Annotated in this window: 16 protein-coding genes; 7 read left to right on the top strand and 9 right to left on the bottom strand. The window is 54.3% G+C overall.

Features of this window, described 5'->3' with window-relative positions; genetic code table 11:
* Nucleotides 1–260 precede the first annotated feature (260 nt).
* Together V9K67_RS22140 and V9K67_RS22135 are read left to right on the top strand one after the other, a co-directional pair.
* Nucleotides 261–5741 (top strand): Ig-like domain-containing protein, encoded by a 5481-nt coding sequence (locus tag V9K67_RS22140; RefSeq protein WP_336726368.1) that lies wholly within the window; start codon nucleotides 261–263, stop codon nucleotides 5739–5741.
* A gap of 1453 nt (nucleotides 5742–7194) precedes the next feature.
* Nucleotides 7195–7599 (top strand): response regulator, encoded by a 405-nt coding sequence (locus tag V9K67_RS22135; protein ID WP_336726366.1) that lies wholly within the window; start codon nucleotides 7195–7197, stop codon nucleotides 7597–7599.
* Nucleotides 7600–7926: 327 nt separating this feature from the next.
* Here the strand turns inward: V9K67_RS22135 and V9K67_RS22130 are convergent, their stop codons facing one another.
* The 7 genes from V9K67_RS22130 to V9K67_RS22100 all read right to left on the bottom strand — a co-directional run bounded on the left by V9K67_RS22130 (nucleotide 7927) and on the right by V9K67_RS22100 (nucleotide 12772).
* Nucleotides 7927–8211, bottom strand: a complete 285-nt coding sequence (locus V9K67_RS22130) for a hypothetical protein (RefSeq protein WP_336726364.1) — start codon at nucleotides 8209–8211, stop codon at nucleotides 7927–7929.
* A 17-nt stretch (nucleotides 8212–8228) separates the two neighbouring features.
* A complete protein-coding gene (locus V9K67_RS22125; protein ID WP_336726362.1) occupies nucleotides 8229–9002 on the bottom strand; it encodes a metallophosphoesterase family protein in 774 nt (257 codons plus the stop codon).
* A gap of 95 nt (nucleotides 9003–9097) precedes the next feature.
* Nucleotides 9098–9874 (bottom strand): metallophosphoesterase family protein, encoded by a 777-nt coding sequence (locus tag V9K67_RS22120; RefSeq protein ID WP_336726360.1) that lies wholly within the window; start codon nucleotides 9872–9874, stop codon nucleotides 9098–9100.
* Between the two features lie 8 nt (nucleotides 9875–9882).
* Nucleotides 9883–10965, bottom strand: coding sequence for an ACR3 family arsenite efflux transporter (arsB, locus tag V9K67_RS22115; protein ID WP_336726356.1), 1083 nt, complete (start codon nucleotides 10963–10965; stop codon nucleotides 9883–9885).
* A 97-nt stretch (nucleotides 10966–11062) separates the two neighbouring features.
* Complete coding sequence (locus V9K67_RS22110; RefSeq protein WP_336726353.1) at nucleotides 11063–11905, bottom strand: arsenite methyltransferase; 843 nt, start codon at nucleotides 11903–11905, stop codon at nucleotides 11063–11065.
* Nucleotides 11906–11938: 33 nt separating this feature from the next.
* A complete protein-coding gene (locus V9K67_RS22105; RefSeq protein WP_336726351.1) occupies nucleotides 11939–12391 on the bottom strand; it encodes an arsenate reductase ArsC in 453 nt (150 codons plus the stop codon).
* Nucleotides 12392–12442: 51 nt separating this feature from the next.
* A complete protein-coding gene (locus tag V9K67_RS22100) occupies nucleotides 12443–12772 on the bottom strand; it encodes an ArsR/SmtB family transcription factor (protein WP_336726349.1) in 330 nt (109 codons plus the stop codon).
* Between the two features lie 131 nt (nucleotides 12773–12903).
* On the opposite strand from V9K67_RS22100, the gene V9K67_RS22095 reads away from it, so the two are divergent.
* The 5 genes from V9K67_RS22095 to V9K67_RS22075 all read left to right on the top strand — a co-directional run bounded on the left by V9K67_RS22095 (nucleotide 12904) and on the right by V9K67_RS22075 (nucleotide 18816).
* Nucleotides 12904–13482: a sigma-70 family RNA polymerase sigma factor gene (locus tag V9K67_RS22095; RefSeq protein ID WP_336726346.1), complete on the top strand. Its 579-nt coding sequence runs from the start codon at nucleotides 12904–12906 to the stop codon at nucleotides 13480–13482.
* A gap of 49 nt (nucleotides 13483–13531) precedes the next feature.
* Nucleotides 13532–13981 carry an ArsI/CadI family heavy metal resistance metalloenzyme gene (locus V9K67_RS22090; protein ID WP_336726344.1) on the top strand — a complete coding sequence of 150 codons (450 nt, stop codon included), beginning with the start codon at nucleotides 13532–13534 and terminating at the stop codon, nucleotides 13979–13981.
* A gap of 1694 nt (nucleotides 13982–15675) precedes the next feature.
* Nucleotides 15676–15981: a hypothetical protein gene (locus tag V9K67_RS22085; RefSeq protein ID WP_336726341.1), complete on the top strand. Its 306-nt coding sequence runs from the start codon at nucleotides 15676–15678 to the stop codon at nucleotides 15979–15981.
* A 58-nt stretch (nucleotides 15982–16039) separates the two neighbouring features.
* Nucleotides 16040–18199, top strand: a complete 2160-nt coding sequence (locus V9K67_RS22080) for a TonB-dependent receptor (RefSeq protein WP_336726339.1) — start codon at nucleotides 16040–16042, stop codon at nucleotides 18197–18199.
* A gap of 14 nt (nucleotides 18200–18213) precedes the next feature.
* Nucleotides 18214–18816 (top strand): methyltransferase family protein, encoded by a 603-nt coding sequence (locus tag V9K67_RS22075; protein WP_336726337.1) that lies wholly within the window; start codon nucleotides 18214–18216, stop codon nucleotides 18814–18816.
* A 771-nt stretch (nucleotides 18817–19587) separates the two neighbouring features.
* On the opposite strand, the gene V9K67_RS22070 is transcribed toward V9K67_RS22075, so the two are convergent.
* A complete protein-coding gene (locus V9K67_RS22070) occupies nucleotides 19588–20349 on the bottom strand; it encodes an HNH endonuclease (RefSeq protein WP_336726335.1) in 762 nt (253 codons plus the stop codon).
* Nucleotides 20349–21626, bottom strand: a complete 1278-nt coding sequence (locus V9K67_RS22065) for an AAA family ATPase (RefSeq protein WP_336726333.1) — start codon at nucleotides 21624–21626, stop codon at nucleotides 20349–20351. The genes V9K67_RS22070 and V9K67_RS22065 overlap by 1 nt, the downstream gene beginning before the upstream one ends.
* Nucleotides 21627–21720: the final 94 nt, after the last annotated feature.

The following is a 21720-nucleotide window of genomic DNA, read 5'->3' as shown; positions in this document are numbered from 1 at the left end:
ATGATATTCTGTCCGCCCTCTAACTGCTTTTGCCCGGAAGCTGTTCTACTTTTACCTTGCCGTAACGGCTTTTTCCTACCCGAGGTGGCGCTTCCATTCCCTGGCTTATGGCAGCGTGCCGGTCTGCTTGCAGGATTCGCGTTTCGTCCTGTGGGTTCTGGGAAACCACCCGGCCGCCCGATCCCCCTGCCTTAAGAAAAGATACCTTTTGTCTCCTGCCTTATGGTTAAAATTTAATTCCTGTAAAAAACCTCCCGAGTATGAAAAGAATGACGTTCTTTTTGCTCTGCTCGTTGCTGCTGACCACCACCATCACCGCCCAGGTAACCATTTTCCCGTATAAAGATTCTTGGAAGTACCTGGATGCCGGTACCGACCAGGGAACCGCCTGGCGCTCGCCCTCCTTTAGTGATGCTTCCTGGAAAAGCGGCAATGGCAAGCTGGGCTATGGCATGGACGGCCTCACCACCGTGGTCAGCTATGGAGCTGTCCCCAGCCAGAAGTATCCCACCACTTATTTCCGCAAAACCATTTCCATCACGGAGCCGGCCATTTACAACAGCTTTACCGGTACCATCGCTTACGACGATGGCGTGGTGGTATACCTCAACGGGGCGGAAGTGTACCGGAGCAATATGCCTGCCGGCACTATCGGCTATTCCACCCTGGCGGTTTCCTCCACCAATACCTCCAAAACATTTACCCTTGGCAAAGAGGCTTTTGTCCCCGGAACCAACCTGCTGGCCGTGGAAGTGCACCAGAATTCCCTGTCGAATGGCGACCTGGCCTTTGATATGAAGCTGGTGGGCAATGCCGATGAAACCGTGCCCAGGGTGGTCAGTTCGAGCCGGCTGGTCCCGCAGGCCGCCCTCACCAATGCAACGGCTGTGACCTACCGGGTGACCTTTTCCGAAAAAGTAACCGGCGTGGACCGGGCCGACTTTGCCGTAACGCCTACCAGCGGTACGCCGGGCGGCACGGTCAGCAGCGTAACTCCTGTGGACGGCAGCGCCACCACCTATGATGTGGCGGTCACCGATATTACCGGGACCGGCGCCCTCAAATTGAGCCTCAAAAGCACCGGTACGGCCATTGCCGATATGGCGGGCAATGCCGCCCCGGGCTATACCAACGGGCAGGGCTATACCATTGACCGTACCCCTCCCACCCTCCTGGGCATCAACCGCCAGTCCCCTACCACTTCCCTTACCAATGCCCCTACCCTTGTTTTCCGGGCCAGCTTTTCCGAAGCTATGGCAGGGGTGGACGCAGCCGACTTTGCCGTGACCCGGCTCGACGGCTCCGTAGCCGGTACGGTACAATCGGTCACCCCATCGGGTACGGCAGGAACCCTCTATGACATCACAGTAGCCCCCGTGACCGGGTCGGGCACCCTGCGCCTCGACCTGAAAGCTTCGGGCGCCGGCATCACCGATATTGCCACCAACGCCCTGTTGGGCGGCATTACCACCGGCCAGACCTTTACGGTCGACCAGGTCGTTCCTTATGTCAGCAGCATCAGCCGCCTGACGCCCCTGACCGAGATCACGAAGGCCTCCACGGTGGTGTACCGGGTGGTCTTTACCGAAAAAGTGACGTCCGTAGGGGTGGCCGACTTCAGCGTGGTGGCCACCAGCGGGACCGTGAAGGGAACCATCGAATCGGGCGATGTGGACATGATGGGCACCGACGGCACCACCTATGATGTGAAAGTCACCTCCATCAGCGGCACAGGCCAGCTGCGCATTGACCTGAAGGGAACAGGTACCGGTATCGTGGATGCCGCCAAAAACGCCTGTGGCGGCTATAGCGCCGGCCAGACCTTTTCGATAGACAAAACAGTGCCCAGGGTGCAAAGCATCGAACGCTATACACCGGCGGCTGTCAGCACCAATGGCAGTACGGTCGTGTACCGGGCCACCTTTACCGAGCCGGTGTCGGGCGTGGATTCCGCCGACTTTTCGCTGACTACTGTCAGCGGCACGGCCAAAGGGGTGCTGGCCCCGGGTGGCATTACGCCGGTTGGTACCGGCGGCACGACCTGGGATGTAAAAGTGGGTGCGCTTACTGGCAACGGTGAGTTGCGACTCAACGTAAAAAGCAGCGGTACGGGTATTGTGGACGTGGTGGCCAACGCCCTGGGCAGCGGCTTTACCACGGGGCAAAGCTATACGCTGGACCATACCGCTCCCACGGTGGTGAGCGTCAGCCGGCAGCTTCCTGCGGTAACCACCACCAATGTCACGTCCCTTACCTACCGGGTGGTGTTTTCCGAAGCCGTTACGGGCGTCTCGTATAGCGACTTTTCCTTTTCCGCCCTGAGCGGCACCACCACCGGAGCCGTGCCCGCGGGCGGTGTGGTGCTGGCAGGAACGGCGGGCACGACCTATGATGTAACCGTAAGTAATGTAAGCGGCTCGGGCCTGGTACGGCTGGATGTCAAGGCCAGCGGTACGGGCATAACCGATATCGCCACCAATGCCTTAAATGGCGGTTTTACCACCGGCCAGGCCTTTACCGTCGACCAAACCCGGCCCGAGGTGTCGGGCATAGCCCGGCAGACGCCACTGAACGAAACCACCAATACCTCCTCGGTTGTGTGGCGGGTGACATTCTCGGAAAGAGTGACGGGCCTGGATATTTCCGACTTTGTGTTGCATACGCTCAGTGGTGGTCCCACCGGCGCCTTGGCAAGCGTGGCCACAGTAGGCACCGCAGGCACTACTTTCGATGTGACGGCCAGCGGCATAACCACCTTCAGTACGGTTCGGCTGGATGTGGCCGGCGGTGCCGTGGTGGAAGATGCGGTGGGCAATGCCCTAAGCGGCGGCTATGCCTTGGGCCAGACCTATAACGTGGATCCCCCGGCAACGGTGGTCAGCGTGCACCGGCTGGCCCCTGCCGGGGAACAGACCAATGCCTCCTCGGTCACCTGGCAGGTAAGCTTTTCCGAAAAAGTGACGGGCGTGGATGCGGCCGACTTTACGCTTGCTACGGTGAGCGGGGTGGCCAGCGGTGCCGTGGGCTCCGTGGTCCCGGCAGGCAGTACGGGGTCTTTGTATGAAGTAACCATAAGTGGCCTTTCCACCACAGAGGTAGTCCGCCTGGACATCAAGGCCAGCGGCACCGGCATTTCCGATTCGTACGGCAGTCCCCTGAGCGACGGCCCTTCCGCCACCGGCAGCTTTACGTTCGCCGGCTTCAAATCCGGCCAAACCTACAGCATTGATAAAACCCTGCCCGTGGTGGTGAGCAGCAACCGCCAGTTGCCCACGGGCAGCCTGACCAATGGTTCCTCCGTAACCTGGCGGGTAGCGTTTTCGGAAAAGGTAACCGGCGTGGATGCAGCCGATTTTACCCTCACCCCTCTCAGCGGTACTACCACAGGTACGCTGGCCTCGAATGCAGTTGTAGCGGTAGGCACCGAAGGCACTACCTATGATATAACGGCCACCGCCCTGTCGGGTACCGGCAGTCTGCGCCTGGACCTGCGCAATGGCGGTACCGGCATTTTCGATGGCGTAGGCAATGCCCCCGGCAGCGGTTACGTCTCCGGGCAGAGCTACAGTTTTGACTACACCGTTCCTTCGCCCCTGGGCATGACCCGCCTCAAACCCACCACCGAAGTGGCCCATGGCGCGGCCGTGACCTGCCGGGTGACCTTTAACGAAGGGGTGACCGGGGTAGACCCCACCGACTTTACCATCGTCCTGATCAGCGGTGAACCGACCGGCCTGCTGGCAGCCAATGCGGTCGCGCCGGTGGGTACGACGGGTACGACCTTTGACGTGACCATCAGCTCCATTACCAAGTATGTAACCCTGCGCCTGGACCTGAAGGAAAACGGCACGGGCATCACCGATATTGCCGGCAATGCTCTTACCGGCGGCCTGGCAGGACCGAATTATACTATAGACCCGGCGCCGATCGTGGAAACCATCACCCGCCAGTCGCCACTGGCCGATACCACCGGGCTGAGCGATGTGACCTTCCGCGTAACCTTTTCCGAAAAAGTGACCGGGGTGGATCCTAGCGACTTCTATCCCACAACCGTCAGTGGGGATGCCCGCGGCACGCTGGCGGTGCTGGGTAACGAGGTGCTGGCCAGCAAGGCCCTCCCCTTACTGACGGCCGTCGGCACGACCGGCATGGTGTACGATGTGACCGTACATGCCGTTGCCGGCACCGGGGCGATGCGGCTGGATGTAAAGGAAAGCGGCACGGGCATCAAGGACACCGACGGCCAGCCTCTTTACGGAGGCTTCACGGGGGGAGAGCCCTATTATTTCCAGCAAAGCACGGCACAGCGCTTTGCCTCCGTGACCGATCTTAGCCCGGTGCCCATTGCCAAGAACACGGCCGATAAGCCGCAGGGCAAGGTGTGGTATTATGCCTCCAAGTGGTGGAGCGTGCTGTCCACTCCCAGCGGCACCAGGCTGTTCCGCCTCGACGGGACCTCCTGGACCGATGTGCTCACCCTCTCCTCTTCGCAGACCGTTCATGCCGACTGCCGCGTGGTGGGGAGCGTAGTACATATTCTGATGTTTGAACCCGAGGACGACTCCCAACTGGTATCGGTGGAATACGACGCCGGCACCGGAAAATACAAGCTGTGGAGCCAGCGGACCTCGAAGGTAGACCTGGACTTTGGCTCCGGGTCGGAATCGGCAACCCTGGCCATCGACGGCCGGGGCCGCATGTGGATCGCGTCCTGTGCCAAGACCGATGTGAACGTGCGTTGGAGCGATGCGCCCTACAGCAACTGGAGCGATACCTTCCGCATAGCCGAAGGCATTCTGGACGACGACATCTGCGCCATCACCACCCTTCCAGGTAAGATCGGCGTGCTGTGGTCCAACCAGAATACCCAGCGCTTCGGCTTCAAGACCCATACAGACGGGGGCGACCCGCGCAACTGGTCGGCTGACGAAGAGCCCGCTTCCAGCTCCGCCCAGAGTAAAGGCAATGGTTTTGGCGACGACCACATGAACGTGATCTGCGCCAGCGACGGCACCCTGTATTGCGCGGTGAAAACTTCCTATGATACTCCTGGTTATACCAAGATCGGCCTGCTAAAACGCACCACTTCGGGCAACTGGAGCTTTTACCCGGCCTGTTCCATTGAGGGCACCCGGGGCATTGCCGTACTGAACGAGGGCGCCGGCACCCTGAAGATCGTGTATTGCTCCAAAGAGGAAGGTGGGGATATCGTTTACCGGGAAACGGCGCTTTCGAACATTTCCTTTGGACCGCCCAAAACGCTGATCAGCGGGAAGTACCTGTTCAACGAGGCTACCAGCACCCACCAGCCCATGGGTGGCGAAGTAGTGATCCTGGCCACCAACCAGGATACCGAGCCCAAACTGGCGGTAGGCGTTCTGGCCCGCGATGCCGGCGCTGCTTCCGCACCCGCGATCACGGAGGCGAATGGCGAGCAGGAGGCCCTCACCATCAACAGGGAAGCTTCCCGGGACAACTGGCTGGCCTCGCTGGCGGCCTTTCCCAACCCGGTATCCGGCCGGGCGACCGTGACCTTTACGCTGCCGCAGTCGGAAAAATACCGACTCGTGTTGTATGACAGCAAGGGCGCAAAGCTGTCAGTTCTGGAGAAAGGCAGGGTCGAAGGGGGCCGCGTCCAGACCCTGAGCATCGATGCCGGCAGGCTGCCAGGCGGCCTGTACCTGCTGCGGTTACAAACGGCCACCGGCAGCAAAACGATGCAACTGGTCGTGGAAAAATAGGAAGCCCGCTACCCGGGCGCTGCAGGGCCGGTGCCCGGGTACGTATTATCAGGACATAAAAGAAAAAGGGCCGGAATGGAAATTCAGCCCCGTATTAAAATCCAATAATCCTATGAAAAATCACTATTAATTTACCAATAATAATCATAAACTCATCCTTATTAAAGAGTCCACGCCGCCCATATTCCTTTGTTCTTCGGGGCTGGCGTCAGCGGTTGTCCAAATGCAAGGCAACCTTCACTAATTTACCAATCAGGGAGGGAAATCACCATTGGATTTTCATTGTACAGGGGAAAGAAAAGGGAAGAAAAAGCGGTTGGGTATAATAGGCCGTTTCGGCTGAAATTCAGCATGGTAAAGGGCTTTAATAAAGCTCATGTGTTACTTGAGATAATGATATAGCGGATGCTTTTATCCCAAGCGTAAGGTAGCCTTGGTTATGTTTGTATCAGCCAAGCCGGAGGTAGTGAAAGGGGGGAAAAATCGCGTAGCCGGCAACAGTTGTGCACCAGCAAAACAAGACTATCCTCAACTTTTTTCATATGGCAAGCAATCGTTAGTCGTCCCCTGTTTCTACCCGGGGCTTTTTTATGCCCTTGGCTGGCCCTCTCTGCAAACAAATACCACCGGCGTACCCCAAACTTTTTACAGGTCATTGACCTTCCCAAAAGCCCAGTTCGACCGTCAAAATCAATGTTTCAACATTTATTATTTAATCGTTTAAACCAGCGTGCTATCTTTGAACCCTCAACCGAAATAAATACCTGAGAATATTGGTAAACGGTTCGGCACCTTTACCGCAAGAGATTTAAGTGTTTCATATGGCAAGCAATCGTTAGTCGCCCCCTGTTTCTACTCGGGGCTTTTTTTATGTCTGCTCTATCCCAACACCAGCGGTCGGCCCTGCCAAGGGAATTTTCCCGGGAACAGTAACATTAATGCTGAGGCTGCAATTAAAGGTCAAATAACTTTATTGGTAGCATTACTTAAACAGCGGCAAGTAGAAACACGGGTCGTTAGATTATCGCTATTTTTTTGCCTAAAATTTTGACGGGTAGTTCCCCTGCTTCATCAGCAGGGTCCCCCTTTTCATCGAAAGGAAGGCAGCAATGGCTGACTCAGCCTGGTAACTTTGCTGCTCCAAAGTGGAAGAAAATCCAATACCAATAAAGAACCGGTCCTGTTGCAGGAGCAGGAATTTTCCGTGAAAGGCCCGTTTTCAGTCCGTAAGGCCTTCTGAAATAAGATCTCAACCCTAAGAAAATGCAGGCCCCTGGCTACCTGTGTACAACCGTCCGGCCTGAAGTAAGCCGTCCCCTTCCTGGAGGGGATTTTTTTGGATGGAAAGAACCTGCCTGCTGCCAGGTTGTAACCGGGAGCTTAGTGCAGGACAGGGACTTTTATCCCTTCTTTTGCTATTAGCACCAGCAATTAAAGAAAAACTAACTCCAAGATGAAAAAGACCACCATTATCATGGCTGATCACCAGGAACTGATCCGGGAAACCTTGTGCTATATTTTGAACCGCGACCTCAGGTTTGAAGTACTGGCGGAGTGCTCCGGTGCTGCGCAGGCAGCTGAACTGGCCGGTAAGCTGCGGCCGGACATTATTTTGATGGACCTGCATATCCCGGAAATAGGGGGCGTGGAAGCAACCCGCCGGATTGTACGGGACTACCCGGAAGTAAAAGTCGTTGGCATGTCGCTGAGTTACGACCCTTGGCAGGGAAATAAGATGATCGAGGCCGGGGCACGGGCTTATGTTGCCAAGGACTCGAGGGCGGAAATATTTGACGCCATACGGGAAGTGGCCGGCGGCCGCAGCTTTGTTTCCCGACGGGTGCTCAAAACCGTTTGAGGGGGCGGCAACAGGTACCAGGCATCACAGGCGGCGTCTAAGCTCATTAATAAACTTTTGTATATTGGGCTCCATATTCGCCCAAGCCTCTTTCCCGGGCTCTTTCTCCTTGTCGGTAGCTTAGCTGGTGAACTTCTGACGTACACTCACCCTAAAGGAGTGGGGTTTATGCGACCTATTCCGCTTAAGCGGAAGCCTTTTGGACGAAGCAAAGTGCAACAGCACTCACTTCGCAGGAACCACTTTACGCATTCATCCCGCCAGGAGGTGTCTGTTGTTACATAAAGTTAAGCCCTTTTATTAGAATGCTAAAATGTTTAGTATCTATCATTCCACCTGAAAACGGAGTGGACTTTCCCGGCGTTCTTTCGTAACGCCTGGTTTTGCCCCCTTGCCCACCTGCGGGGAATAAGGTTTCCAAAACCTGCGCCTGCCAGAAATGAAAAGGCAAGTCTTTGAACTGCGTTCAGGCTTACCTTTTGGGAAGGTCAATTTATAAAACTGATCTTCTGTTTGCTGCCCGGGAGCAAGCCCGTAAATGCCCGGCAGGCGCCTAAAAACAAGCCCACCTGCCGGGTCATCCTGCCAGCTGAAAAAGACCACCAGCCGCATGACAGCTGGCAGGAGATTTAGTAAGCTTTGCGCAGCATATCAGCAAATTCATTGGGCAGCGGGCTTTCTTCCACCGCTTTTGCAGCTTGCTCCACGTCATAGTTAAAACGTACGAACTCGACCTGCACGGTTTCCCTGCTCCAAGTTGAACTGTTGGGGTTGATGGTCAGCAGCACGTAGCAGCCGCGGTTGTCGCCGTCCTTGGGCTTGCCTACCGAACCGATGTTGATGGCATGGCGGAAATGTGCGCCTTCCTGCGGATTGGCGGGCAGCACGCGGTGATAGGGTTTGTGGGTGTGTCCAAAGCACAGAATATCTGCCCCGGCCTCCTCCATCATTTCCAACAGGAGTTGCTCATCGTGGTCTTCATAGAGATACTCATTGATTTTGCGGGGGCTGCCGTGCACCAGCAGCAGGTTCAGCCGGTTCTCCCCGAGCCGGAACTCCACCCGGATATGAGCCGGCAGGGTACGCAGGTACTCCCGATCACCGGCCCCCATGGCCAGATCGGTAACCGCCACCGAAATACTGCCCGCCGTTTTCTTGCTGCCGTCCGCGGCAGGAATCACGCTTTCCCCCTTCAGCAGCCCGATTTTCTCATCATAATTCCCGGCAATGGTGGGGATTCGCCGGCTGCGAACCTCCCGGATGACTTCTGCCGGCCATATATTATAACCTACCAGGTCACCGAGGCAATACAGGGTGTCGGGGGCTTGCTGGTCGATACTTTTCAAACAGGCTTCCAGGGCCGGAAGGTTGGCATGTACATCGCTGAAGAGCGCTATTCTCATGAATTGTTGGTTATGTTGGGATATAAATGGTTTCAGGCGACGGGCCTGTTGTCCGGTTTTTATTGCCCTCCTTCAGGAAGGACGCCTTACGGACTTTAATAGGCTTTGCGCAGCATATCGGCATACTCGTCCGGCAAAGGGCTTTTCTCCACCGCTTTGGCCGCCTGCTCTACGTCATAGGCAAAGCGCACGAACTCTACCTGCACCGCTTCCTTGTCCTGGATGCTGCTGTTCTCGTTTATCGTCAGCAGCACATAGCAACCCCGGGCGTCACCGTCCTTGGGTTTCCCTACCGAGCCGATGTTGATGGCATGGCGGAAATGCGGGCGTTCCTGCTGGAGCTCCAGAGGCAGGACGCGGTGATAGGGCTTGTGGGTATGGCCAAAACACATAATGTCGGCATCGGCCTCCTGCATAATGCGCAGCAGGCTTTTCTCGTCCCGCTCTTCAAACAGGTATTCGTTGATCTTCCGCGGGCTGCCGTGCACCAGCAGCAGGTTCAGTTTATCGTTATTCAGCTGGAACTCTACCCGGATATGTGCCGGCAGGGTCCGCAGGTAGGCCCGCTCTTCGTCCCGGACAATGGAATCGGTATAGGAAATGGAAACTTCTCCCATGGCTTTATCCTTGTCGGTTTTATACGCGCAGCCGCAGTCGCCGCTTTTGCGGCCAATGCCGAAATCGTAATTGCCGGCAATGGTGGGGATGCGCCTTTTCCGGATCTCGTTGATCACCTCGTTGGGCCAGCTATTGTAGCCCACCAGGTCACCCAGGCAATAAATGGCATCTGGGTTCTTTTGGTCCACATCCCTGAAAAAGGCTTCCAGCGCGGGCAGGTTGGCGTGGATGTCGCTAAAGAGTGCAATTCTCATAGAAAAAATTAAGCGTTTTGAATTTTCTGGGGTTGGTAATATTTGTTGCGCAGCCAGAAAGCCACGTTCACCAGGGCGATCAGTGCCGGCACTTCCACCAGCGGACCAATCACGCCGGCAAAGGCCTGCCCGCTGTTGATACCGAACACGCCGATGGCTACCGCAATGGCCAGCTCGAAGTTGTTGCCAGCGGCGGTAAAGGCGATGGAGGCGTTTTTGGAATAATCGGCACCCAGGGCCTTGCCGATAAAAAAGCTCACCAGGAACATGATGGCAAAGTAGATCACCAGCGGAATGGCGATGCGCACCACGTCCATGGGGATCTTTACGATCAGCTCCCCTTTAAGGCTGAACATGATCACGATGGTGAACAGCAGGGCGATCAGGGTAATGGGTGAAATAACCGGCAGGAACTTCTTCTGGTACCACTCCTCTCCTTTTGCCTTTTTCAGGATAATGCGGGTCAGCACGCCGGCCGCAAAGGGAATACCCAGGTAGATGGCCACGCTCTCGGCGATCTGCCCGATGCTCACATTTACTTCTGAGCCGCGGATACCGAAAAGTGGCGGCAGCAGGGTCACAAACACATAGGCATAGACACTGTAGAGCAGCACCTGAAAGATGCTGTTCAGGGCCACCAGCCCGGCAGCGTATTCGCGGCTGCCTTCCGCCAGCTCGTTCCACACGATCACCATAGCGATGCAGCGGGCAAGGCCGATCAGGATCAGGCCCACCATATATTCAGGATAGCCCCGCAGGAAGATGATGGCCAGGAAAAACATCAGGATGGGGCCAATGATCCAGTTGAGCAGCAGGGAGGTACCCAGGATCTTCGTGTTTTTAAAAACCTCACCCAGCTGCTCATAGCGCACCTTTGCAAAGGGCGGGTACATCATCAGGATCAGGCCGATGGCCAGCGGGATGTTCATCGTACCGCTGGAAAAGGAGTTGATGAAGCCCGAGGAGGAAGGCACAAAATAGCCGATCGCCACGCCGGCCGCCATAGCCGCGAAGATCCAGAGGGTTAAATAGCGGTCCAGGAAACTCAGTTTCTTCCGTTCCCGGGCCGGGTTACAATTTGTTGCTGACATAATTTGTATAGGTTTTGACGATAGATTCCCCCTGCAGCAGGGCCGTCAGGAGGTAAAAAAACAGCCTGAACCCTTTTCGGGTCCAGGCTGGAATTCCTTAGCTGCAGCAGCCGGGTGCGCAACAGGCCTGCTGGGCGGGCTTTTCGGCATAGACCGTAATGCTGTAAATACCGGTACCGGAGGCCTTGAAAGCGGCTATTTTTTCTTCGGATAAGTAAGCGGACAGGATATCATCGGGGATGATGATCTGCTTTTCTTTTTGCAGGGTAATGTTCTGGAAGCCGCTGCTTTGAATCAGTTCCAGATACACCTCCTTTTGAATGGCCCCGGAAACGCAGCCGGCATACATTTCGGCGGCGTTGCGGATGTCATCTGGCAAGCCACCCACCAGCACAATATCGGAAATGCTGAAGTGGCCGCCAGGCTTCAGGACACGGAAGATCTCCTGAAACACACCATACTTATTGGGCACAAGGTTCAGCACACAGTTGGAGACAATCACATCAGCCACATTTGCGGTTACCGGCATTTTCTCGATATCGCCCTGGCGGAACTCCACGTTGTTGAATCCCAGTTTTTCGGCATTGGCCCGTGCCTTTTCGATCATGGCAGGGGTAAAGTCAATGCCGATCACCTTGCCGGCTTCCCCGGTTTCGTGGCGGGCCACAAAGGCGTCGTTGCCGGCGCCGCTGCCCAGGTCGATCACCACGTCGCCCTTCTTGATCTGTGCGAACTGGGTGGGCAGGCCGCAGCCCAGGCCCAGGTCGGCCTCGGGGTTATAGCCTTCCAGCTGCTGGTAGTCATCAGACATGATGTTGTACACTTCCGTGGAGCAGCAGCCCGAGCCGCAACAGGAGGATTGGTTGGTTTCCTTGTCCTGGAGGGCGATCTCGGAATATTTCTGACGGACGATCTCTTTTAATTGTTCTTGGGTTTGCATGGTAAATATGTTTACGTGTTAAGGAATCCAATTTTATTTTATCCAGTAAGCAACCTCACTGGCTTCCCGTACAAAGGCTTTTACCTGTTCTTCCACCTGGTCCCGGACCACGCGGGTTTGGGCCAGTATTTCTTCCGGGGTGCCGGTAAAGGAGGAGGGGTCGGCAAACGACCAGGCAATGCGTTTCATCATGCCGGGGAAAATAGGGCAACGTTCGCTGTTCGCACCATCACAAACGGTCACGACGGCATTATAATGAGCACCCTTTTGGAAGAGGTCAAAAACTCCCTGTGTTATGTTCTGGCTGATGTCGATGCCTTTTTCCTTCATGACTTCCACCACATTGGGATTCAATTTTCCGGGCTCCAGGCCGGCACTTTCGGCTTGAAAATGGGGAGCGCCGTATTTATTGAGAAAGGCTTCCGCCATCTGGCTGCGGGCAGAGTTGTGCACGCATACGAACAAGACCTTGTGTTGTTGGGACATAGCTGTAGTATTGTATTATTGCAATATGGCAATGATGTGGGGCAAAAAAAATCAGCAGCAGCTGCCTTTTGGCTTATACGCCACAAAAAAGGCTTCAATCTGCTCCTTACAGAGCTTCCAGTTTTCCTCATCGATACAATAGCAAACCGAGGTGCCTTCCACCGAGCCTTTGATCAGGCCGGCGTTTTTCAATTCCTTCAAATGCTGGGAAATGGTCGCCTGTGCCAGGCCCAGTTCCTCCACCAGGTCGCTGTTGATGCAGGCATTGACCTTGATCAGCTCCTGCAGGATGGCAATGCGGGCCGGGTGGGCCAGCGCCTTCATTAGCTGTGCCAGCTGGTTTTGCTCTTTCGTGAATATTTCTGATTTCGTTACGCCCATAGTGATATTGCAATATTACGATGTATTCCGAAACAAACCAATAGCCGGCGGATTTTTCTGAGTTTTTTTCTTTCCGTGCCTTTGTGAAAGGCTTTTCTTATTTTATACCCCTAACCACCAAACCCTATAAAATGAACTGTGATGTACCGGCCCTCTGGCAAGAGCACAAGGAAGCCCTCTATTACTTTATCCTCAAGCGGGTGAAGGATGAAAATACCGCCAAAGACATTTCCCAGGACGTACTGTTGAAGGTGTACCAGTTCTGCTCCTGCAAAAGCGGTGTGCGCAATATCCGGTCCTGGCTGTTCCAGATCGCCAGCAATACCCTGGCCGATCATTACCGGAAAGAAGGTAAAAGCACCCCCACCGATACCTTGCCAGAAGTCGGGCAGGAAGAGGAGGCCTCCGCATTCCGGGAGGCCGCCGAGTATATTCTGCCCATGATCAACCTGTTGCCCGATTCCTATGCCCTTCCCCTGCGCAAAAGTGATGTGGAGGGAAGCAATTTAAAGGACGTGGCGGCCGAGCTGGACCTCTCCCTGGCCGCCGTGAAGCAACGGGTGAGCCGGGGACGCAAAATGCTCCGGGACCTATTTACCGAATGCTGCATCCTGGAATTAAACGGGGAGGGGCGCCTGGTTTCCTTTGACATCCGCCCGGATTGCCGATCCCTGCAACGCTACAAGGCTTCCCTGAAAAAAGTTGAATAATTCCTGTCACCTTTTGGTTACCGGGGCGTCATGGTAGAAAACAAACACAATGAAACGCTTTCACGTACATGTCAGGGTAAAGGATTTGAATGACAGCATCCGTTTTTACAATGCCTTATTCGGGGTGGAACCCACCGTTTCCAAAGAGGATTATGCCAAGTGGATGCTGGAAGACCCGCGGATAAACTTCGCTATTTCCACGGGCCACAGTGAAAACGGTATCGAGCACCTGGGCCTCCAGGTGGACAACCCGGAGGATCTGGAGCAGGTGTACGACAACATGCAAAAGGCAAAAGGAACCGTTCGGGAAGAAGGCCATTGCACCTGCTGCTATTCCAAGAGCCAGAAATCCTGGATCACCGACCCGCAGGGCGTTGACTGGGAAGCTTTCTATACCTATGGCGCCGCCACCGTTTATGGGGAAGGCACCAATGCGAAACCGGCCCCGGAGGTCATGGAACAATGGACAGGGAATGCCCGCAAGTCGGTAGCGCTTTAATTTTGAAGGGTAATTTATATAGCAAGAGCCACCTCCGCTTCTGGTTGGCTCTTATTTTATTATGGAAGTATTCGTGATCAGGTGGATGAGGACCGCGTCCAACACCAGCGCATAGATATTGAAATTCAGGCCCGCCAGCTCCCTAGGACCCATAGGCGCCGGGCATGGTTGTCACGGGCTTTCCTGGACTTGAGCTCGCTGGTCTGGAAGTGGCAGTCCATCAAAAAGAAATAAGGCAGAATCACCAGCAGAAACTCATGAAAGAAACCAAACATAAAAAAAGCCCGACCAGAGCCGGGCTTTACAGTGGTTACCTTTTGAATAATCTTTTCCCTATTTCGTCTGCATACAGCTTCGTTAGAATGGGTGAAAAGAAGACTGTAACAATACCATTAACATCTTTACTGTTAAGAATAGTTAGAATATTTAAGCCCAAGACTTTAATTTCGGGCAGGATTTGAGTGTATTGATTGATATCCATGTTTTTAAAAGTTGTTTTGTGGGCCAGCCCTAACGTCAATTAGGAAAAGGCCCGGATTGTTATTTATTTTACTGAACCAGCTTCGCCTGGTAGGAAAGCCCTTGCGTCAACAAGGGTTTTTTTATTCCATGATTCCAAAGCACTGCCGGGATTTTACACAAAGTTGCAGGAGCCGCTTTAGTTGTAAGGCCTGTGCAACACACGATTTAGGCATTCCTGAATCAAAATTTTATGGCGGTGAACGCTCTTTCATAATTAACCTCGCTTTTTATTAACTATACCATATAACCGGCTTAAAGTCAACCAGAAATGGTATTTTTATTTATATATTTTTAATGATAATGCGTATTTTCTTAGAGTAGTTCCTCCATCTCTCCCTGGCTAAGGCGACTCTTACTTATAAACTAACCATTTAGCTGCTTCATAACTCTTTGCTTATGATGAATCCTTAAACTTTATCTGGATAATATAGCTATCCCATAAAGCTCTCCGGTGCCGGCGAGGCCACTGGGTAACTAGGCTATCGTTTTCTGCAGCTTTAAAGCTAGGTACAGGCATCGGATTGTGGTGGGACAGGGTTCATAAGCCCTGCCCAACATATGCAACACACCCTTTTCTATTCAATTCCGGAATTTGGTTTTACCCCCATCAGACCCATAAATGGAAACCTGGACGATGTGCCCCATTCATTGAACTGGGCAATTATACCGTGCCGGTTCCCTTTGGAACTGCAATACTCGGAACCTTTGATTTCACGGGAAAGGACAAAAAATCAGCGATCTTTTGCCCGCTTAAACTGCTGGAGCTAAGTTCTTGCGATGATAAAAAAGAGGAAAATTCATCTTGTCACTATGCGTCATTCCTGACAGGATTTACATATTTAGCCCTAGGATTGGGGGATTGATGGGCTCTAAGCCTGCAATATGCGGTAAAAAAACGTATAATCAATTGCTCGGCAATGTTTTGCGACTACAATAGCAATAGTGCCTGGACCGCGTCAGGCTTGCTATGGGTGACCGATATAGTGCGAGTGGTCGAGGAATTGGACCACTCGTACACGCTGGAGGTAGGAGCCCGGGAGTTCGTCCTCAGCAGTAAAGTAGCTGGCAGTACCCTGGTGGAGCCCTATTAATCCTTCTCGTTACCTGCACCTCTCCCACGGGTGGGATGAGTTTTTTTTGAGCGCTTGTTCCGCGCGGCTACCTTTGCGCCCGTGAAAAAGCTGGTAGCCATACTCCTGCTGGTCATCATGGCCCTAACCATGTTTGCCCAGTGCTGCACCGAGGACAATTGTTGCCTGGTGAAGCCCTCGGCTTCAGCAAGCCACTGTTCCGACGGGGACGAGGACGGTGCCTGCTCTCCTTTTTCCTCCTGTTCCACCTGCCTGGGCTTTATCCCGGAGGTGCATACAGTTGCCTTGCCCGAACCGCCTTCCCCCGCACTCCGCCACTACAGCCCGGAGGGTGTCCCGGCCCTCCCGACCACGGAGGATTCCTTCTGGCAACCGCCCCGTGCGTAGCCTGCTTCGCTGCACTTTTTTCGACTTATTTTTCTTTTGAACACAAACAAACCACAACATGAAATACCTGTTGACAGGACTCCTGCTGTGCTGCACCTTCGTGTCGGTACAGGCCCAACATCTTTTTCGAGCATCGATCCAAAATGAACAACACCTGCCGCTGCCCGGCGCTACCCTGACCTGGACCGAAGGAAACCGGTCGGTGGCTGCCGACAACACGGGCGCCGCCACCCTTTCGGGCGTTGCCCCCGGCAGCCAGACCTTCCGCATCACCCACGTGGGCTACGCGGAAAAAAGCCTTTCCCTCACCTTCCCTTTGGCTGCCGATACCATCGTGATCATCACGCTGGAGGGAGCAGAGGAGGAACACGAAGAGGAAGAGGTGATCGTTAGCGCCACCCGAACCAGCCGCACCATCGCCAATACTCCTACCCGCATCGAGGTGATTTCCGGGGAGGAACTGGCGGAAAAGGGCAACATGAAACCCGGCGACATTCGCATGCTGCTCAATGAAAGCACCGGCATCCAAACCCAGCAGACTTCGGCCACCTCTTACAACGCCGGCATCCGCATCCAGGGCCTCGACGGCCGCTATACCCAGATCCTGCGCGATGGCTACCCCCTGTACGCCGGTTTTGCCTCCGGTCTCAGCATCCTTCAAATTGCCCCGCTGGACCTGAAACAGGTGGAAGTGATCAAGGGTTCCTCCTCCACCCTCTACGGCGGCGGCGCCATCGGCGGCCTGGTGAACCTGGTTTCCAAAACACCCGGACAGAAGCGGGAGCTCAGTTTTCTGGCCAACGGCACTTCCGCCGGCGGGCTGGATCTCAGCGGGTTTTACTCCGAGCGCTACGGCAAGGCCGGCCTGACCCTGTTTGCCTCCCGCAACAGCGGCTCCCCTTACGACCCGGCAGATATCGGCCTGACCGCCATCCCCAAATTCGAGCGCTATACCATTAACCCCCGTCTGTTCCTGTACGGCAAAAGCACCACTGCCGACGTGGGCGTGAGCTATATCACCGAGGACCGCGTGGGCGGCAGTATGAATTACATCAAGCGGGGCGGCAGCGGCTATTTTGAAAAGAACAATACCGGCCGCATCACCACCCAACTGGGCATCGCCCACCGGCTGGCAGAGGGTTCCACCCTGCAGCTCAAAACCAGCTACACCCGCTTTGACTGCACCATTGAAATCCCCTCTTACCGGTTTGACGCCCTCCAGCAGTCCTCCTTTTCGGAACTGACCTGGAACAAGGCCATGGAAAAAAGCCAGTGGGTAGTGGGCGCCAACGTGCTGACCGACGACCTGGCCGAGCAGCGGCTGACGGCAAGCCCGCTGCGGGATTATCATTACAATACCTATGGCCTGTTCGTGCAGAACGCCTGGTCGCCTTCCGAAAGCTTCACCCTGGAAACCGGCCTGCGTGGGGACAAGGTGCAGGGATATGACTTCGAGCTGCTGCCGCGCCTCTCCGCCCTGTGGCGCCTGTCCTCCAAATTCTCTACCCGCCTGGGCGGCGGTTTTGGCTACAAGGCCCCCACGGTGTTTACCGAGGAGTCGGAGCGCCTGCAGTTCCAGGGCGTCCTGCCGATCAACCGGTTGACCACCCAGAACGAGCGTTCGATGGGCGGCAACTGGGACGTGAACTACCGGACCACCATAGGGGAAGTAGGGCTGAGCCTGAACCACCTGTTTTTTTACACCCGGCTGCGGCGGCCGCTAGTGCTGGGCGTAGCCGCAGGGGGCGCGCTGGAGTTCCGGAATGCTGCGGGTTATCTCGATACCAAGGGAATGGAAACCAACCTGCGCCTGGTATATGATGACTTCAAGCTGTTTGTGGGCTATACCTACACGGACGCTAACACCCATTATTCCGGGGGCAAGGGCTGGCTGCCGCTGACCGCCCGCCACCGGCTGAATAATGTGCTCATGTACGAAATCGAGGAAAAGCTCAAGCTTGGTCTGGAAGCCTATTATTACAGTCCCCAGCGGCTCAGCGACGGTGCCACGGGAAAGCCTTACTGGATCACCGGCTTTATGGCGGAAAAGCTGTGGGAGCACTTTTCCGTGTTTGTCAACTTCGAGAATTTCACCGACACCCGCCAGACCCGCTTTGATACCATCTACTCCGGCTCGATCAGCAACCCTGTTTTCCGGGACATCTATGCGCCGGTAGATGGATTTGTAGTCAATGGGGGGATTAAAATACGCTTGTAAGGAGGGATATGACTATGGAAACTTTTCTGAGGTGGTATTTGCCGCTGTTCCTGTTGGGGTACCTGTTGGTCACCTTCGTGCTTCCCTCCTGGCGGGTGTACCGCAGGACCGGTATCAATCCCGTAACCTTTGGCAGCAGCGATACCGCCCATGATTATATTGGGAAAATGATGAAGGTCGCTACCGCCCTGCTGGTGGCGGTGGTGCTCCTTTATTCCGTTTCGCCGGCGGTGTACCGGTATGTAGTCCCGGTGGAATACCTGGAGGGCGCCGGCGCCAGGGTCGCTGGCCTGCTGCTGCTCCATGCTTCCCTTATCTGGATCATGGTGGCCCAGGTGCAGATGCGCAATTCCTGGAGGATTGGCATTGACGAAAAGAACCGCACCGAGCTGGTGACGTGCGGGGTGTTCCGCTATTCACGCAATCCCGTTTTCCTGGGCATGCTGGTAAGTGTTCTTGGCGTATTCCTGGTGCTGCCCAGTGCCGGGAACCTCGTGGTCCTGGCGGGCACCTACCTGCTGATCCAAATACAGATCCGGCTGGAAGAGGAGTATTTAACTCGCCAGCATGGAGTGGATTACAAAAACTATCAAAAAAGGGTGCGCCGGCTCGTGTAACCGGGAGAGTAGAAAAGCAGTTGGAGATAAGAGAGTGTTTCCTGTGAAAATGAGTTTAGTAAAGGCTTTTAAAATTTTGCATGTGTGTTTGCTGTAATGGAATGCCGCCTGATTTGATCTGAAGCGAACTGCTGCTTCGGCTATGTTTGTATCAGCAAAGGAGCCGGAGGCAGTGAAGGGAAAAGAGAAGTGTATACCCGGCAATAGCTGTGCAATGCAAAACAGGAATATTTCCAACTTTTTCATATGGCAAGCAATCGTTAGTCGCCCCCTGTTTCTACTCGGGGCTTTTTTATGCCCGCTCTGTCCGCCATAGGGATTACAGCCTGTTTCAGACAGGGGCCTGGCCGGGGAAAATAAAAAAATCCTCCCGGCGACCGGGAGGAAGATTTATCAGGCGTTGAAAAATTTTGTTCGATTAGGATAAGGACGCCTTTGGTTTTTCTGGATCTGGAATTTTCAAAAGGTACTTACGGATTACCCGGATTTTCGGGATAATGGAAACGGTCGGTTTGGACTATTGGAAATTGGTTATTTTAGGCTTTCAAAAGGTTTGGATCGTTTGACAAGTCAAAGATAGGACGTCCCCGGAAGCTTCTTCGGCCGGTTTCGGTGAACGCCGGACTTTTGGAGGTGAAGCATTTTTAAAGGTGGAGTGCTAAGGGAATCAGCTCACCGGGGGATGGGTGAAAAAAATAGACCCTTTTAGAAACAGGGGTCTATTTTTTCCCCGCTGGTTTCGCTGCAGTATCGTCAGGATCCTGTTTCTTTTTAAATGGGATCGGCGGCATTGGCAGGATTTCGATTTGTCGGTTGGTAGCCTGTTACCGGGTCAAAACAGCTTACTGCCGTATGGGGGAGGGCATTTATTAGGGCTTCCAGCACTACTGGAACACTCTCAAAAGCCTGCACCCACAGGGAAAAAAAACCTGCCCGGACCAACAACGGTGGAATGCATGACAGGTATGCGTCCTTTTGCACTTGGGTAACCAAGGTGTCCCAGAGCCGCCGTTGCGTTCTGGCCATTTCAAAGGCATCAAAGCGGTTCTGCCAGCGCACATCCGTCATTTTCCGTTCCTGCAAAGGCGTTTGTTCCACCTTCGCCAGTTTTAAATCCAGGATAGTTTGGGCGGCCTTGGTTTTTTGCTCTTCGTCCAGGTTTTCTTTCGGAACCGGTATACAGGCAATTTTACCTGGCAGTTTATTATGCGGGCGAAGCTGGTAATCAAAAATCAAATGGGTGTTGTGCTCGTTAGGCAAGTAATGGGTGGCTGCCGACAGGACCTTATCAGATTTAGCCAGGTTGCAGGGGCCGCAGGCCAGGTACAGGTTATTCCAGTCCAGTGGCGAAACGATGCCCAAGGACTGGGCTACCTGGTGTTCCACCTGCAGATTGTTGGGCAGACGGTCATTGCAATAGACACAGTGCTGTCCGTAAGCCGTCACCAAGTCCAGCCGCCATTCCTTATAATCATTGTATGCTTTCGCCACCCCGTTCTTCGTGGGTACGGGCGCATTTTCAATGGGTCTCATTATAAAATATTCTTTGCAATTCGGGTGGACTTTAAAAAGGCTCGAAGGCCGGCATCATCAATCGCATTCTCAAAGGTTTCCAGCCGGTCTATATAGGCTGCTTTATCGGGGCTGTTTACCGCTTCTTCGAGCAACTGGAAATAATCCATGCTCAGTTGTTCTTTTGCAGCATTTTCGTCGCTGAAGGGGCTTTTTACATTCATGACCTCCTCCGCAACAACTTCCAGGCTCAGTTCTTTGGGCGAGACATCGGTACCCAGATCCAGGTTAATGAGCTCGTTGCTGTTTAATGACTGTACGATGAAAGGTGAATGGGTCGTGGCCATGAACTGGATGCGGGGAAAGGCGTTTTTCAGGTCCTGGACTACGTGGCGCTGCCAGTTAGGATGCAGGTGGAGGTCCAGTTCGTCAATCAGAACCACCCCCCTTGTTTCCTCGACCGCCCTGGCCCCAAGATAGCCATTCAAAATGCTGCAGCGGTACGCCAGTTCGGCCACCATTTCGGTCAACATGATTACCCCGTCGCTGTGCAGGTGCAGAGGCAAAAAGTCGGAGGTATACTCTTCGATTTTTACCCGGAGCCACAGCTCCCCCCCTACAAATTGAACATCTTCTATATAAGGGTTGGCCCTTTTGAGCGCCGCATAAAAACCTTCCCGTACTTGCGGGTCCTCCTTTTTATCCAGCAGCAGGGCGTCAAAACTGGACAGCCAGCTGTCGTATTGGTAAGTGCTGGACTTCATTTCTTCCCAGTTGTGGTAACCTTCCTTGAAAATCTGCCGTACGACCCGGGTACCCCGGTTCCTGCCGGCACCATGGGCCCGGGAGGTGCCAAAGAAGGCAATGACCGGAAGGGCTAGGGTATCATTTCCTTTCCGGGTGACCTCCAGATATTTTTCCCTGCCAATGTTCCGCACCCGTCCCACGTCCTCCTCGTTTGAAGTTGTTCTGGATTTTCCTTCCGGGATCTGCCTTCTCCAGACCACCTTGTCGGGATATTCCGGGAAGTAGCCCTCCGCCTCTACAATCACTGGAGTCTGGGGCGAACTGTGGGTGCCGAAGCGCTCCAGGCGGATTTCGTCCGGGTCGATGTGACGCTTCGGGACTTCGGTAATGGCCAGCAGGTAGGTGCCGCAAGCGATCCGCAGGGCATGAAGCAGTGTCGACTTGCCTTTCCCATTGATCCCTATAATTACGGTAAACTGTGGATCAAACAGGAAAGAGGTTTTGGGACCTATATTCCGGAAATTCTGTATGGTTAGTTTTTCTATTTGCATAGGCTGCTGATTGTTCCCGGCTCAGGGGGAACGTCTCAAATTTAGGTGTCCCCGGCTTTTTTCGCTGTTTACTGGAAATTTATTCAAAAAATAG

Source organism: Huijunlia imazamoxiresistens, assembly GCF_037132455.1.
Taxonomy (GTDB): domain Bacteria; phylum Bacteroidota; class Bacteroidia; order Chitinophagales; family Chitinophagaceae; genus Flavisolibacter; species Flavisolibacter imazamoxiresistens.
Note: the sequence above shows the minus strand (reverse complement) of the source record. Positions and strands in the feature narration are given on the sequence as shown.

Coding starts and splice junctions, on each gene's coding strand:
- V9K67_RS22140 (WP_336726368.1), top strand. CDS start 261: ATGAAAAGAATGACGTTCTTTTTGCTCTGCTCGTTGCTGCTGACCACC.
- V9K67_RS22135 (WP_336726366.1), top strand. CDS start 7,195: ATGAAAAAGACCACCATTATCATGGCTGATCACCAGGAACTGATCCGG.
- V9K67_RS22130 (WP_336726364.1), bottom strand. CDS start 8,211: ATGCGGCTGGTGGTCTTTTTCAGCTGGCAGGATGACCCGGCAGGTGGG.
- V9K67_RS22125 (WP_336726362.1), bottom strand. CDS start 9,002: ATGAGAATAGCGCTCTTCAGCGATGTACATGCCAACCTTCCGGCCCTG.
- V9K67_RS22120 (WP_336726360.1), bottom strand. CDS start 9,874: ATGAGAATTGCACTCTTTAGCGACATCCACGCCAACCTGCCCGCGCTG.
- arsB (WP_336726356.1), bottom strand. CDS start 10,965: ATGTCAGCAACAAATTGTAACCCGGCCCGGGAACGGAAGAAACTGAGT.
- V9K67_RS22110 (WP_336726353.1), bottom strand. CDS start 11,905: ATGCAAACCCAAGAACAATTAAAAGAGATCGTCCGTCAGAAATATTCC.
- V9K67_RS22105 (WP_336726351.1), bottom strand. CDS start 12,391: ATGTCCCAACAACACAAGGTCTTGTTCGTATGCGTGCACAACTCTGCC.
- V9K67_RS22100 (WP_336726349.1), bottom strand. CDS start 12,772: ATGGGCGTAACGAAATCAGAAATATTCACGAAAGAGCAAAACCAGCTG.
- V9K67_RS22095 (WP_336726346.1), top strand. CDS start 12,904: ATGAACTGTGATGTACCGGCCCTCTGGCAAGAGCACAAGGAAGCCCTC.
- V9K67_RS22090 (WP_336726344.1), top strand. CDS start 13,532: ATGAAACGCTTTCACGTACATGTCAGGGTAAAGGATTTGAATGACAGC.
- V9K67_RS22080 (WP_336726339.1), top strand. CDS start 16,040: ATGAAATACCTGTTGACAGGACTCCTGCTGTGCTGCACCTTCGTGTCG.
- V9K67_RS22075 (WP_336726337.1), top strand. CDS start 18,214: ATGGAAACTTTTCTGAGGTGGTATTTGCCGCTGTTCCTGTTGGGGTAC.
- V9K67_RS22070 (WP_336726335.1), bottom strand. CDS start 20,349: ATGAGACCCATTGAAAATGCGCCCGTACCCACGAAGAACGGGGTGGCG.
- V9K67_RS22065 (WP_336726333.1), bottom strand. CDS start 21,626: ATGCAAATAGAAAAACTAACCATACAGAATTTCCGGAATATAGGTCCC.